General features: G+C 59.3%; 14 protein-coding genes and 2 pseudogenes. 14 read left to right on the forward strand and 2 right to left on the reverse strand.

From position 1 onward, the window contains the following. Positions 1-160: 160 nt before the first annotated feature. From atpB to ACLI1P_RS05665, 14 genes and pseudogenes are all read left to right on the forward strand, one after another. A complete protein-coding gene (gene atpB, locus ACLI1P_RS05600) occupies positions 161-961 on the forward strand; it encodes a F0F1 ATP synthase subunit A (RefSeq protein ID WP_408930417.1) in 801 nt (266 codons plus the stop codon). Between the two features lie 101 nt (positions 962-1,062). After that, positions 1,063-1,302 (forward strand): ATP synthase F0 subunit C, encoded by a 240-nt coding sequence (locus tag ACLI1P_RS05605; RefSeq protein ID WP_408930418.1) that lies wholly within the window; start codon positions 1,063-1,065, stop codon positions 1,300-1,302. 44 nt (positions 1,303-1,346) lie between these two features. Continuing rightward, complete coding sequence (locus tag ACLI1P_RS05610) at positions 1,347-1,916, forward strand: F0F1 ATP synthase subunit B (protein ID WP_408930419.1); 570 nt, start codon at positions 1,347-1,349, stop codon at positions 1,914-1,916. A 6-nt stretch (positions 1,917-1,922) separates the two neighbouring features. Next, entirely contained in the window at positions 1,923-2,738 is an 816-nt protein-coding gene (locus tag ACLI1P_RS05615; protein ID WP_408930420.1) for a F0F1 ATP synthase subunit delta, read from the forward strand. Between the two features lie 60 nt (positions 2,739-2,798). Further along, a complete protein-coding gene (atpA, locus tag ACLI1P_RS05620; RefSeq protein ID WP_408932750.1) occupies positions 2,799-4,439 on the forward strand; it encodes a F0F1 ATP synthase subunit alpha in 1,641 nt (546 codons plus the stop codon). Between the two features lie 54 nt (positions 4,440-4,493). After that, the gene (locus ACLI1P_RS05625; protein ID WP_411709602.1) at positions 4,494-5,477 is read left to right on the forward strand and encodes a F0F1 ATP synthase subunit gamma; all 984 of its coding nucleotides are present in this window, start codon (positions 4,494-4,496) and stop codon (positions 5,475-5,477) included. Positions 5,478-5,480: 3 nt separating this feature from the next. Beyond that, entirely contained in the window at positions 5,481-6,929 is a 1,449-nt protein-coding gene (gene atpD / locus ACLI1P_RS05630; protein WP_408930422.1) for a F0F1 ATP synthase subunit beta, read from the forward strand. 10 nt (positions 6,930-6,939) lie between these two features. Continuing rightward, positions 6,940-7,308 carry a F0F1 ATP synthase subunit epsilon gene (locus ACLI1P_RS05635; protein WP_408930423.1) on the forward strand — a complete coding sequence of 123 codons (369 nt, stop codon included), beginning with the start codon at positions 6,940-6,942 and terminating at the stop codon, positions 7,306-7,308. A gap of 208 nt (positions 7,309-7,516) precedes the next feature. Further along, a complete protein-coding gene (locus ACLI1P_RS05640) occupies positions 7,517-7,993 on the forward strand; it encodes a DUF2550 domain-containing protein (RefSeq protein ID WP_408930424.1) in 477 nt (158 codons plus the stop codon). A gap of 24 nt (positions 7,994-8,017) precedes the next feature. Next, the gene (nucS, locus tag ACLI1P_RS05645; protein ID WP_306508281.1) at positions 8,018-8,710 is read left to right on the forward strand and encodes an endonuclease NucS; all 693 of its coding nucleotides are present in this window, start codon (positions 8,018-8,020) and stop codon (positions 8,708-8,710) included. Continuing rightward, complete coding sequence (locus ACLI1P_RS05650; protein WP_306508280.1) at positions 8,710-8,994, forward strand: hypothetical protein; 285 nt, start codon at positions 8,710-8,712, stop codon at positions 8,992-8,994. Before nucS ends, ACLI1P_RS05650 begins: the two co-directional genes overlap by 1 nt. A gap of 10 nt (positions 8,995-9,004) precedes the next feature. Next, entirely contained in the window at positions 9,005-9,313 is a 309-nt protein-coding gene (locus tag ACLI1P_RS05655; protein WP_411709603.1) for an MTH1187 family thiamine-binding protein, read from the forward strand. Then, positions 9,310-10,227 carry a tetratricopeptide repeat protein gene (locus ACLI1P_RS05660; RefSeq protein WP_306508279.1) on the forward strand — a complete coding sequence of 306 codons (918 nt, stop codon included), beginning with the start codon at positions 9,310-9,312 and terminating at the stop codon, positions 10,225-10,227. The genes ACLI1P_RS05655 and ACLI1P_RS05660 overlap by 4 nt, the downstream gene beginning before the upstream one ends. Positions 10,228-10,419: 192 nt before the next feature. Beyond that, positions 10,420-10,803: pseudogene (locus ACLI1P_RS05665) on the forward strand (cation:dicarboxylate symporter family transporter); the annotation flags it as partial. 85 nt (positions 10,804-10,888) lie between these two features. Here ACLI1P_RS05665 and ACLI1P_RS05670 read toward each other — a convergent pair. Then, positions 10,889-11,601: pseudogene (locus ACLI1P_RS05670) on the reverse strand (IS6 family transposase). A 95-nt stretch (positions 11,602-11,696) separates the two neighbouring features. After that, positions 11,697-12,818, reverse strand: a complete 1,122-nt coding sequence (locus ACLI1P_RS05675; RefSeq protein WP_411709604.1) for a YbfB/YjiJ family MFS transporter — start codon at positions 12,816-12,818, stop codon at positions 11,697-11,699. Positions 12,819-12,888 lie beyond the last annotated feature (70 nt).

The raw sequence follows: 12,888 nt of genomic DNA on the forward strand, positions 1-12,888 counted from the left end.
GCTTTTTCTATGCGCGGTCAATCCCTGCCATGGCTTCGAAGATGTGCGACGGAGTCCGGAGCTGTGGCAGAGAGCTTGAGACGTCCATCGCACCGCCCGTAACAACCCAGTTACGGCGGCCCAAACACGGGAGAGAACGCTGAGCGTTACAACATTGGCCATGAAAGGGCATTTTCACTCGCCCGATCTAGGTGAAGAATTCTTCCCGGGGCAAACAGAGCCTGGCCACCTGTTTTTCGGTGACATTGCCGGTGGGTGGTTCGCTCTTGATCGCCTAATGCTGATCCGCATCCTCATGACGCTGATCTTGGTGATCCTATTCTGGGCGGCCTTCCGTAGCCCCAAGTTGGTTCCGAAGGGCCTTCAGAATGTCGGCGAACATGCGGTCGACTTCGTCCGCGTCTACATCGCCGAGGACATTTTGGGTAAGAAGGAAGGAAAGCGATTCCTCCCGGTAATCGCAACTATCTTCTTCGCAGTCCTCTTTATGAACGTATCGACCATCATCCCAGGGCTTAACGTGTCCCCGAACGGTCGTATCGGTATGCCTATCGTGCTGGCAGCCGTGGCGTACATCGCCATGATTTACGCTGGCGCTAAGCGCTACGGTTTTGGCAAGTTCGTGAAGTCGTCGGTGGTTATTCCTAACCTGCCACCGGTCTTGCATCTGCTCGTCGTGCCGATTGAGTTCTTCTCTACCTTCATACTGCGTCCGGTCACCCTTGCCATTCGTCTCATGGCGAACTTCCTCGCTGGACACATCATTCTGGTTCTCCTTTTCGCTGCCTCGAACTTCTTCTTCTGGCAGCTAAATGGCTGGACCGCGCTGTCTGGTCTGACCATCATCCTTGGCTTTGCTTTTAGCTTGTTCGAGATCTTGGTCATCTTCCTGCAGGCGTACATTTTCGCTCTTCTGTCGGCGGTGTACATCGAACTGTCCCTCCACGCGGATTCGCACTAGGACGAGGTTGCGGAAGCGACCGAGAAAATCTCCACTTAATCAGAACACACCCCGAGCCCCGCAGTGGGGCGTGGGAAACAAGAAAGGGAACGACTTTCACCATGAACGAAATCATTCTGGCTCAGGATGCTGCGTCCAACCTTGACAGCCTGAAGGCTGTTGGCTACGGCTTGGCCGCTATTGGCCCGGGCATCGGTATCGGCATCGTTGCCGGCAAGACCGTTGAGGCTATGGCACGCCAGCCTGAGATGGCGGGCCAGCTGCGTACCACCATGTTCCTTGGTATCGCCTTCACCGAGGCCCTGGCCCTCATCGGCCTTGTTGCTGGCTTCCTGTTCTAAAAGCGCGCGTTTCACCAAACCCACACTTTTAAGAACGGAGACCCATGAACAACGTCTTTTACCTCCTGGCGGAGGGCCAAGAGACCTTGCCGGGTGACGGCCAGTTCTCTGTGCTCCTTCCCAAGAACTATGACATTTTCTGGTCCCTGATTTGCTTCATTGTCATCTTCTTGCTCTTCTGGAAGTACGTATTTCCGCTGTACAACAAGATGCTTAGTGAGCGCGAGGACCGGATCGAAGGTGGCCTTAAGCGTGCGGAGGCCCAGCAGGCCGAAGCAAAGGCCGCTTTGGAAAAGTACAACGCTCAGCTAGCTGACGCTCGAGCAGAGGCTGCTGAGATCCGTGAGCAGGCGCGTGAGCGCGGCAAGCTGATCGAGGCTGAAGCTAAGGCAGCTGCCGAGGAAGAGTCCCGCCGCATCGTCGCCTCCGGCGAGAAGCAGCTGGAAGCTTCCCGCGCACAGGTCGTGTCTGAGCTGCGTTCCGAAATTGGACAGAACTCCATCACCCTGGCAGAGAAGCTGCTCGGCGGCGAGCTTTCGAGCGCCACCAAGCAGTCCTCCACCATTGATGGCTTCCTGTCCGAGCTCGACTCTGTGGCACCGGCCGGAAAGTAGGCAACGATGAAGGCAGCTAGCCGCGAAGCACTCGCCACCGTCGAGTCCACGCTGGATGGAATCCTGTCCGGCGACAACTCGGTGGCGACTGCTACACAGGCAGGGCAGGACCTCTTCGAGGTGGTCAGCGTCCTCGATAGCGACCGCGAACTGCGCGTCGCGTTGACCGATGACGCTGCTTCCGCCGAGGAGCGCAAGTCCCTGGCGCGGACCCTCTTCGCCGGCAAGGTTTCCCCAGTAGCACAGCAGGTGCTCGAGGAAGCCGCCGCCGCTCAGTGGTCCACCCCGCGTGATATCGCCCGTGGCCTCGTGAAGATCGGCCGCCGCGCACTGCTGCGCGGAGCGGAATCCGAGGGCAAGCTGGGCCAGGTGGAAGACGAGCTCTTCTCCTTGTCCCGCGTGCTTGACCGCGAAGGCGAACTGACCCAGCTGCTTTCAGACCGTACTGCGACCACCGACCGCAAGGTTGGGTTGCTGGCAAGCGTGCTCTACGGGAAGGTCACCATGGTTACTGAGGCGCTCGCGCTGCAGGCCATTGGCCGCCCGGAGCAGAACCCGATTGATGATATCGCCGGTTTGGCGGACACTGCGGCACAGCTGCAGGGCCGTTCCATTGCGCGCGTGACCACTGCGGGTGAGCTGAACGATAGCCAGCGCGCAGCACTCGCTGAAAAGCTGGGCAAAATTTATGGTCGTGCGATGTCCATCCACTCTGAGGTTGACACCAGCCTCCTCGGTGGTATGACCATCCGCGTCGGCGATGAAGTCATTGATGGCTCGACGGCAGGCAAGATTGCCCGCCTGCGCGCCCAGATGGCATAAGCCGAAACGACAGAAACGATTAAGTAATTGCTGGAAGATACTACCGAGAGCAGGAAGAACATGGCGGAGCTGACGATCTCCTCCGATGAGATCCGTAGCGCGATTGCGAACTACACCTCGAGCTACTCCGCGGAGGCCTCCCGTGAGGAGGTCGGCGTGGTCATTTCGGCAGCTGACGGTATTGCGCAGGTTTCGGGCCTGCCGTCCGTCATGGCGAATGAGCTGCTCGAGTTCCCCGGCGGCGTGATTGGCGTCGCACAGAACCTTGACACCAACTCCATCGGTGTCGTGGTCTTGGGCAACTTCGAGTCCCTTAAGGAAGGCGACGAGGTCAAGAGGACTGGTGAGGTCCTCTCCATCCCTGTGGGCGAGGAATTCCTCGGCCGCGTTATTAACCCCCTGGGCCAGCCGATTGACGGCTTGGGCCCGATCACCGCTGAAGAGGACCGCGTCCTCGAGCTGCAGGCACCGTCCGTGCTGCAGCGCCAGCCGGTGGAAGAGCCGATGCAGACCGGCATCAAGGCAATTGACGCAATGACCCCGATTGGTCGCGGTCAGCGTCAGTTGATCATTGGTGACCGTAAGACCGGTAAGACCGCAGTCTGCATCGACACCATCCTGAACCAGAAGGCTAACTGGGAGTCCGGCGACAAGAACAAGCAGGTTCGCTGCATCTACGTCGCCATCGGCCAGAAGGGCTCCACCATCGCCGGTGTGCGCCACACTCTGGAGCAGCATGGTGCGTTGGATTACACCACCATCGTGGCAGCCCCGGCGTCCGACGCCGCCGGCTTTAAGTGGCTGGCACCGTTCTCCGGTGCCGCGCTGGGTCAGCACTGGATGTACCAGGGCAACCACGTCCTGATCATTTACGATGATCTGACCAAGCAGGCTGAGGCCTACCGTGCGATTTCTTTGCTGCTGCGCCGTCCGCCGGGCCGCGAGGCTTACCCGGGTGACGTCTTCTACCTCCACTCCCGTCTGCTGGAGCGTGCTGCAAAGCTTTCCGACGACATGGGTGCAGGCTCCATGACCGCACTGCCGATCATCGAGACCAAGGCGAACGACGTCTCTGCCTTCATTCCGACCAACGTTATTTCCATTACCGACGGCCAGGTCTTCCTGGAGTCCGACCTGTTCAACCAGGGCGTCCGTCCGGCAATTAACGTCGGTGTGTCCGTCTCCCGTGTCGGTGGCGCTGCACAGACCAAGGGCATGAAGAAGGTGGCCGGTAACCTCCGTCTGGAGCTGGCTGCCTACCGCGACCTGCAGGCCTTCGCTGCCTTTGCCTCTGACCTAGACTCCGCGTCCAAGGCTCAGCTGGAGCGCGGCGAGCGACTGGTCGAGCTGCTGAAGCAGTCCGAATCCTCCCCGCAGCCGGTTGAGTACCAGATGGTCTCCATCTTCCTCGCCGACCAGGGCATCTTCGACGTCGTTCCCGTCGAAGACGTTCGCCGCTTCGAGGCGGAGCTGCACGATCACCTCAACTCTGCGACCCCGCAGGTGTTTGAGCAGATCGCCGGCGGCACCCCGCTGACCGATGAGTCCAAGGACGCGCTCGTCAAGGCTGCGAAGGACTTCACCCCGTCCTTCCGTACCTCCGAGGGCCACAATCTGGGTTCCGAGGCGCCGGTCGATCCGCTCTCCGCGGACGAGGTGAAGAAGACCGAGCTCAACGTCTCCCGCAAGGCGGCCAAATAGAGTCCCGCACACTCTACGAATACCGTCTAGATAAAGAAGGGAGGAGCGAACACCATGGCTAATCTTCGTGAACTGCGCGACCGCATCCGGTCCGTTAATTCCACCAAGAAGATCACCAAGGCACAGGAGCTCATTGCTACCTCGCGCATTACCAAGGCACAGGCCAGGGTTGAGGCGTCGCAGCCTTATGCGCACGAGCTGTCCAACGTGTTGAACAAGCTCGCCGCGCACGCGACCCTTAATCACCCTATGCTCCGTGAGCGTGAAGATGGCAAGGTCGCCGCTATTCTTGTGGTCTCTTCGGACCGCGGGATGTGCGGTGGCTACAACAACAACATCTTCAAGAAGGCAGCCGAGCTCGAGGCCCTGCTCAAGCAGGAGGGCTATGAGACAGTTCGCTACGTCACGGGTAACAAGGGCGTCGGCTTCTACAAGTTCCGTGAGTCCGAGGTCGCAGGCAGCTGGACTGGCTTCTCGCAGGATCCGTCCTGGGAGACCACCCACGATGTGCGTCATCACATGATTGATGGCTTCATCGCCGGCTCTCAAGGCCAGGCCAAGACTCGCGAGGGTATTCACCTCGAGGGCGAGACCGTTCGCGGTTTCGACCAGGTACACGTTGTATACACCGAGTTTGAATCCATGCTGACCCAGACCGCGCGTGCGCAGCAGCTGCTGCCGGTGGTACCGGTGATTCAGGAGGAGGACTACCACGTGGGGGAGTCCGCGCTGTCCGACGCCGAGCCCGAGGATCAGGTCACCCCTGATTTCGAGTTCGAGCCGGACGCGGATACCCTCATGGACGCGCTGCTTCCGCAGTACGTCTCCCGTATCCTGTTTGCGATGTTCTTGGAGGCTTCGGCTTCTGAGTCCGCCGCACGCCGTACCGCAATGAAGTCTGCAACCGACAACGCAACGGAGCTGGTCAAGGACCTCTCCCGCGTGGCCAACCAGGCCCGTCAGGCGCAGATTACCCAAGAAATCACAGAGATCGTCGGTGGCGCTGGGGCGCTCGCCGAAAGCGCAGAAAGTGACTAGATTATGACTACAGCTCTGCAAGAGCAGAACACACAGTCGTCGGCTACCGCCGGCCGTGTGGTGCGTGTCATCGGTCCGGTCGTCGACGTGGAGTTTCCGCGTGGCGGGCTGCCGGCACTGTACAACGCACTGACCGTCGAGGTCTCCCTCGAGGCTGTTGCAAAGACCGTCACCCTTGAGGTCGCTCAGCACCTCGGTGACAACCTCGTCCGTGCCGTGTCCATGGCTCCGACCGACGGCCTCGTCCGTGGCGCCGCCGTGACCGATACCGGCAAGCCGATTTCCGTCCCTGTGGGCGATGTGGTCAAGGGCCACGTCTTCAACGCTCTCGGTGACTGCCTGGACCAGCCGGGTCTCGGCCGCGATGGCGAACAGTGGGGTATCCACCGCGAGCCGCCGGCATTCGACCAGCTGGAGGGTAAGACCGAGATCCTCGAGACCGGTATTAAGGTCATCGACCTGCTTACCCCGTACGTCAAGGGCGGCAAGATCGGCCTCTTCGGCGGCGCAGGTGTGGGCAAGACCGTGCTCATCCAGGAGATGATTACTCGTATCGCACGCGAGTTCTCCGGTACCTCCGTCTTCGCCGGAGTCGGCGAGCGCACCCGTGAGGGCACCGACCTCTTCCTCGAGATGGAAGAGATGGGCGTTCTTCAGGACACGGCCCTTGTGTTCGGCCAGATGGATGAGCCGCCGGGAGTCCGTATGCGCGTGGCTCTGTCCGGCCTGACCATGGCGGAGTACTTCCGCGATGTGCAGAACCAGGACGTGCTGCTGTTCATCGACAACATCTTCCGTTTCACCCAGGCAGGTTCTGAGGTCTCCACGCTGCTCGGCCGTATGCCGTCCGCCGTGGGCTACCAGCCGACCCTGGCTGATGAGATGGGTGTGCTGCAGGAGCGTATTACCTCCACCAAGGGTAAGTCCATTACCTCCCTGCAGGCCGTCTACGTGCCGGCCGATGACTACACGGACCCGGCTCCGGCGACCACCTTCGCCCACCTCGATGCCACCACCGAGCTGGACCGCGCGATTGCGTCGAAGGGTATCTACCCGGCAGTGAACCCGCTGACCTCCACCTCCCGTATTCTGGAGCCGTCCGTTGTGGGCGAGCGCCACTACGAGGTGGCACAGCGTGTCATCGGTATCCTGCAGAAGAACAAGGAGCTCCAGGACATCATCGCCATCCTCGGTATGGACGAGCTGTCTGAGGAGGACAAGGTTACTGTTCAGCGCGCACGTCGTATTGAGCGCTTCCTGGGCCAGAACTTCTTCGTCGCAGAGAAGTTCACCGGCCTGCCGGGCTCCTACGTGCCGCTGGCTGACACCATTGATGCTTTCGAGCGCATCTGCAACGGCGAATTCGACCACTACCCGGAGCAGGCCTTCAACGGCCTGGGTGGCTTGGACGACGTCGAGGCTGCGTACAAGAAGCTGAACGAGAAGAAGTAGGGAGAGGCACATGGCTGACATCACCGCCGTATTGGTTTCCGTCGAGCGCCTGCTGTGGACCGGCAAGGCCACCATGGTGACGGCTGAGACCACCGAGGGTGAGATCGGCGTGCTTCCTGGGCATGAGCCTTTGGTCGGTCAGCTGATCGACAACGGCGTTGTGACCATCCACCCGGTCGATGGCGAGCGTCGCGTCGCCGCCGTCCAGGGTGGCTTCCTCTCCGTAACTGAGAACGAGATCACCGTCCTCGCAGACTGGGCCGTGTGGGCCAGCGAGGTCGATGAGGCACAGGCTCAGGAGGACGCCCAGTCCGAGCGTGAGCTGACGAAGTCTCGCGGTGACGCCGCCCTGCGCGCCGTCCGCCGCTTGAACAGCTAGCGTCGCAGCGGAGAGGGGAATATACGGGCAGCAATGACCGCCCTTCCCACTCACAGTGATGAACCCCGCGTCCCTGGATTACCAGGGAGGCGGGGTTTATTGCATGCTCGTAGAGTAACCTGTGGCGCTGCTGGGACTAGCGCCTGAGCCTGGCAAAGCGCTACAATCTACGAAACACTTTCGCACTGCCGTAAAGGAACAGTCAACCATGAATTCTCAGGTGCTCCAGGGACTGCTTTTCGTCCTCGTCCTGATTGTGGTGGGCGTGGTGCTCTTGGCGGCGGTGCGCTTTTTTACGCTGCGATCCCGCGGCACCTCCGTGCTGCTGCGGCGTCTTCCCGCGAAGGATTCCCATACCTGGCGCCACGGGCTGGTGCGCTATAACGGCGAATATATGGAGTTCTTCAAACTGCGCTCCGTGCTTCCGCGCGCTAACCTGCGCATCAACCGCCTCGACATCGACCTGAACGGCACCCGCCCGCTGGACGGTGACGAGGCTTCTTTTATGCCCGAAGGGGAGCAGGTGATGGAGTTCTCCGCGCACGGCGTTGACTATGAGTTCGCCGCGGATTCGCACGGCATCATGGCGCTGGGCGCCTGGGTGGAGGCCGCGCCCTCCAAGCGGAAGGAAAAGCTGGATTACCGGCAGCTTCAGAAGCGTGCTACCCGCTATTCCAAGAAATAAGGCGCACCCGATAGGGTAGAGGGCATGCGTGTTGTCATCGCCCGTTGCTCTGTAGATTACGTCGGCCGCCTCGACGCCCACCTTCCCATGGCGGACCGCCTCATCCTGATTAAGGCGGACGGCTCCGTGTCCGTACACGCGGATGACCGGGCGTACAAGCCGTTGAACTGGATGACGCCGCCGTGCACGTTGGAGGAATCCGACATCACGGATCTGGATGGCGAGGACACCGGTGAGAAGCTGTGGCTGGTGGAAAACCCCAAGGGCGAGCAGCTGCGAATCACCGTGGCGGAGGTTCACCAGGACATCGCAATGGACCTGGGAGAAGACCCCGGCCTGGTCAAGGACGGTGTGGAGGCCCACCTACAGGAGCTGCTGGCGGAACACATCGAAACGTTGGGGGAGAAGTACTCGCTGGTGCGCCGCGAATACCCCACCGCGATTGGGCCCGTGGACATCATGGCGAAGAACTCCGAGAACGAGTTCGTGGCGGTGGAGGTCAAGCGCCGCGGCGGGATCGACGGCGTGGAGCAGCTCACCCGCTACCTGGACCTGCTCAACCGCGACGATCTGCTCGCGCCCGTCCACGGCGTGTTTGCCGCCCAGGAAATCAAGCCGCAGGCTCGGACTTTGGCCGAAGACCGCGGCATTCGCTGTGTGGTGCTGGACTACCAGGAACTGCGCGGCATCGAATCCAACGAGCTGCGGCTGTTCTGATGCCACGCCGCAATCGTCGAATCCGCGAGGAACCACGCTTCTTGCCCCGCGATGGCAGTTCCTTCCTCGGTTCACAGACCGTCGCGGGCCCGCGCTGGGCCCATGGCGAGCCCTATGTCATGCGACATATCGGCAGCTCCGCCGCAACTAAGTTCTACGTCTGCCCAGGCTGTAACCAGAACATTCCGCCCGGGGTAGCGCACATTGTGGCGTGGCCTCGTGATACCGGCGGGCAGGGCGATGACCGCCGGCACTGGCACCGCCACTGCTGGGACCGGCGGTAGACTAGCGGGCATGATTGTTGCCTTTTCTGTAGCGCCTTCCATTGTGGGCGATGAGAGCGCCGAGATGTCTGACGCCGTGGCGGAAGCCGTGCGCGTTGTCCGTGCCTCCGGCTTGCCCAACGAGACCAACGCCATGTTCACCCTTATTGAGGGCGAATGGGACGAGGTTTTCGCCGTGATCAAGGAGGCCACCGACGCCGTCCGCGCCGTCTCGCCGCGCACAAGCCTGGTCATCAAAGCCGATATTCGTGAGGGCGTGACGGGCCAGATCACGCAGAAAGTAGAATCCGTCAACCGTTACCTGGAGGAGAACAAGTGACCGGACCATACGTAGGCGGCGCCCTTGACTTGGGCGCCATCAAGCAGCAGGCCGAGGCTAAGGCGAAAGCGCAGGAACAGGGGAACGCAGGTGCGCCAGCTGGCATTCAGCCGTTCTTCGATGTCACTGAAGAGAACTTTGAAAATGACCTTGTGCGTCGTTCCGCCGAGGTTCCGGTCATCGCGTTGATTGGTTCGCCGCGTTCGCCCGCCTCGGAGCAGCTCAAAAAGGATTTCGAGGAGATGGCCGCCGCCGGTGGCCTGAAATTTATCGTGGGTTACGTTAATGCCGATGTTGTCCCGCAGGTGGCCCAGGTCTTCGGTGTCCAGAATTTGCCGACTACCGTGGCCATCGCCGCTGGCCAGCCTGTCACCAATTTTGAGGGTAGCCAGCCGCGCGAGAACCTGGAGCAGTGGGTCGCGGCGATTGTGGAGAAGCTTGGCCCCCAGCTGCGCGGCCTTTCTGAGGCTCAACCAGAGCAGCCGCAAGAGGATGAAGCGGATCCGCGTCTTCTCGTGGCGGAGGATGCCCTCAATGCCGGCGATTTTGATGCTGCTATCGCAGCCTACGACGAGGTCCTTGCCGCCGAGCCCGATAACGCAGAGATTAAGCAGGCACGCGCCACGACCGTTGTGCTCAAGCGCCTCAAGGCATCCTCCGGTGAGGGTGATCCCATCGCAGCGGCCGAGGCTGATCCTCAGGATGTGGACAAGCAACTTGCGGCTGCCGACGCTCACATCGTCGCCGGCACCCCCGACCGTTCCTTCACTCAGCTTATCGACGCCATGAAGGTCACCGCTGGCGAGGACAAAGCCCGCCTCAAAGATCGCCTTCTTGAGCTCTTTGCCCTGTATGATTCCGGCGACCCGCGTGTGCTTGCCGCGCGCACACAGCTCGCTAGCGCCCTGTATTAAGAGCTATTCATCCGCAGCTGGGGGGTAATGACCACCTGGCGAAGTGTGCAAAAGAACGCTGATGAAAGTGGCTCTGGCCTGCGCCCCGGTAACCCCGGGGCTATTTTTCTGCCTACCCCCAAGGTGCGGGATTGTTCATGTCCCACAGCTTGGTTCTAATATCTTGATTGTCAACGCTGAACAGTGAGCCCTTTGACGCGAAATGAAAAAGTTGTCCTAGGCCACTGTGAGGTTCCCTCTCACCTCATTGAAGGGAGGACTCATGTCCCTTCTCCCCCCGAACGTCCCACAGGGGCCGAAAATCGCGGAAAAAACAAGACCCCGAAAAAGGACCGCACTCACTGGCTGTACATCGCCGTCATTATTGCCGTCGTGGCAGGCATCGTGTTTGGCATCATCGCACCAGATCAAGCGAAAAGCATGAAGGTCGTCGGCACCATGTTTGTCTCGCTAGTGAAGATGATCATCGCTCCGGTGATTTTCTGCACCATCGTCCTCGGCATTGGATCCGTGCGAGCAGCAGCCTCCGTGGGTAAGGCAGGCGGCATCGCCTTGGCTTACTTCGTCACTATAGCCCCCGAAAGGTGTTGTTGCAAAGTTGGGTGGAGAGCAGCGAAGACTCAGTTTCTCATTCCCTGGTGGCCGCTGCGTGTGGGCGTTGTTAGGCCGTCTCGAAGACCTGGTTGACGATCACCGCGTCTGGGTTCGGTTGCCTGTTGGCAAACATCGCGCCTTGCCCTTTCCGCATTGAGTGCATCGCCTCCATCCCTTTCAACGTCCGATATGCAGATGTCCGGTTCTTAAACGCGCCTTTCGGCCCGAGGATCCGCTTCAGCCGACCATGGTCGCCTTCCAGGATGTTGTTGAGGTGTTTCATCTGCCGGTGTTCCACTGTTGGCGGGCAGATTCCCTCTGACTTCAACTTGGCGATTGCCCTGGCTAGGGAGGGTGCTTTATCGGTGTTGATCACTCTGGGATACCCGGCTGACGCATTGGATTTGAGGGCCTTGGCTAGGAAACGCTTCGCTGCGGCCACGTTTCGCTTCGGAGAGAGGTAAAAGTCCAGGGTCTGGCCACCGGCGGTGATCGCCCGATAGAGGTAGCACCACCTGCCGCCGACCCGGATATAGGTCTCATTCACCCGCCAGGAACTGGCCTGCCAGTCAGGTACCTGTCGGTACCACCGTGTTTGCTTGTCCAGCTCAGGGGGGGTATTTCTGGACCCAGCGGTAGATCGTGGTGTGATCGACCGGCACGCCCCGTTCGGTCATCATTTCCTCCAGATCGCGGTAGCTCACCCCGTAGCGGCAGTACCACCGCACTGCCCACAGAATGATGACACGGGGGGAAATGACGACCGGAGAAGATACCCAGGGCTGTGACTATTTCACGTCGCTCTTCCTACTGCCCCAACTTTGCAACAGCACCCGTGATGATATCTGCGCTGCGCCTGGGAGGTTGAATATGAATTATAGCCTTGAAACCTTAATTGTTACCATACCGATGATGATAGCAATGGTTGCAATGATAAATGATAAGCGGATTGAGTTTGATAACAGCACTCCAATGACCGCCGGGCCGACGACTTGTCCTAGGCTATACCAAGTCGTTAGACGTGCAGCTCCTCCGTTTATTCTATAAGCGACTCCCGTTGAAATAGTAAGCATCGTAATTCCCATGAAAGTAGCACCAAAAAGAATGGCAGCAACCATCAGTAAAACAGTCGTATTGCCAAAAGTGGCGGCAATTGCTCCAGCTACTTGGAGTGTATAGCAGCCAAGTAATGCACGACGTCGGCCAAAACGCTCTGCAAGTGCTGACCAGAAATAGGGAGAGGGGATTGCTGCGACGCCAGCTACGGCCCATGTGATGGCAGCTGCTGATGAGCCGAAAACAGGGCCGGCCAGCACAACGAGATATGTGCCAATAATAATGTATCCGAAACCTTGAAAAAAGTATCCCGCATTCAGTAATCGAAAAGCTTGATGAAGTTCTGGGGTGGATCGTTCCGTAGAACTGGCCAGTACCTTGCGATCCTTAGTCTTCTCTTCAGAGCCAATGGGCCAAGTCCAGGCGATGATGCTAAATAACGCACTGATTAGGGTAGCGATACCCCACAAGTGTGTCCATGCCAAGGTTTGACCTAGTGACCACACCGTTAGTCCAGAAACGGTAATGCCTAAGCCAACACCACCATAAACAAAGCCAACTAGAGAGGGGGACTGTACATTTTGGGTAACAAACTGGGTGATGCATACAAAAATGAATGCAGACGCTATGCCGGCTAAGAACCGTAGTAAAACATGCATTCCTGGACTATCTGTCAACGCCATTGCAGCAAGCAGTAGAGTTGAAAATATTAAGGAACTGCGATAAAGAGTTTTCGTTTTAGATAGCCAGTTTTTAGAAAGAGTCAAAGACCCGAGCAGATAGCCGAGATAATTTGATACTGCAATCCAGGACGAGATGGAACTTGACCAGTGTAAAGCTGCCATCATGAGGGGAAGCAGTGGCGTATAGAAGAACCTGCCGATCCCCATTGCCACTGCAAGTCCAAGGGTGCCTTGAATGCTTGAATACGTTGCTCTCATCTATCTGAATCCGGTTACTTATGAAGTTACTTATTGCTCGGGCCTGACCCCCGACGTGTCCACTTTCTGA

The sequence above is a fragment of the Corynebacterium tardum genome, assembly GCF_046717785.1.
Classification (GTDB): Bacteria; Actinomycetota; Actinomycetes; order Mycobacteriales; family Mycobacteriaceae; genus Corynebacterium.

Excerpts from the sequence above, each read along its gene's own strand:
- atpB (WP_408930417.1), top strand. The coding sequence starts at position 161 with ATGAAAGGGCATTTTCACTCGCCCGATCTAGGTGAAGAATTCTTCCCG.
- ACLI1P_RS05605 (WP_408930418.1), top strand. The coding sequence starts at position 1,063 with ATGAACGAAATCATTCTGGCTCAGGATGCTGCGTCCAACCTTGACAGC.
- ACLI1P_RS05610 (WP_408930419.1), top strand. The coding sequence starts at position 1,347 with ATGAACAACGTCTTTTACCTCCTGGCGGAGGGCCAAGAGACCTTGCCG.
- ACLI1P_RS05615 (WP_408930420.1), top strand. The coding sequence starts at position 1,923 with ATGAAGGCAGCTAGCCGCGAAGCACTCGCCACCGTCGAGTCCACGCTG.
- atpA (WP_408932750.1), top strand. The coding sequence starts at position 2,799 with ATGGCGGAGCTGACGATCTCCTCCGATGAGATCCGTAGCGCGATTGCG.
- ACLI1P_RS05625 (WP_411709602.1), top strand. The coding sequence starts at position 4,494 with ATGGCTAATCTTCGTGAACTGCGCGACCGCATCCGGTCCGTTAATTCC.
- atpD (WP_408930422.1), top strand. The coding sequence starts at position 5,481 with ATGACTACAGCTCTGCAAGAGCAGAACACACAGTCGTCGGCTACCGCC.
- ACLI1P_RS05635 (WP_408930423.1), top strand. The coding sequence starts at position 6,940 with ATGGCTGACATCACCGCCGTATTGGTTTCCGTCGAGCGCCTGCTGTGG.
- ACLI1P_RS05640 (WP_408930424.1), top strand. The coding sequence starts at position 7,517 with ATGAATTCTCAGGTGCTCCAGGGACTGCTTTTCGTCCTCGTCCTGATT.
- nucS (WP_306508281.1), top strand. The coding sequence starts at position 8,018 with ATGCGTGTTGTCATCGCCCGTTGCTCTGTAGATTACGTCGGCCGCCTC.
- ACLI1P_RS05650 (WP_306508280.1), top strand. The coding sequence starts at position 8,710 with ATGCCACGCCGCAATCGTCGAATCCGCGAGGAACCACGCTTCTTGCCC.
- ACLI1P_RS05655 (WP_411709603.1), top strand. The coding sequence starts at position 9,005 with ATGATTGTTGCCTTTTCTGTAGCGCCTTCCATTGTGGGCGATGAGAGC.
- ACLI1P_RS05675 (WP_411709604.1), bottom strand. The coding sequence starts at position 12,818 with ATGAGAGCAACGTATTCAAGCATTCAAGGCACCCTTGGACTTGCAGTG.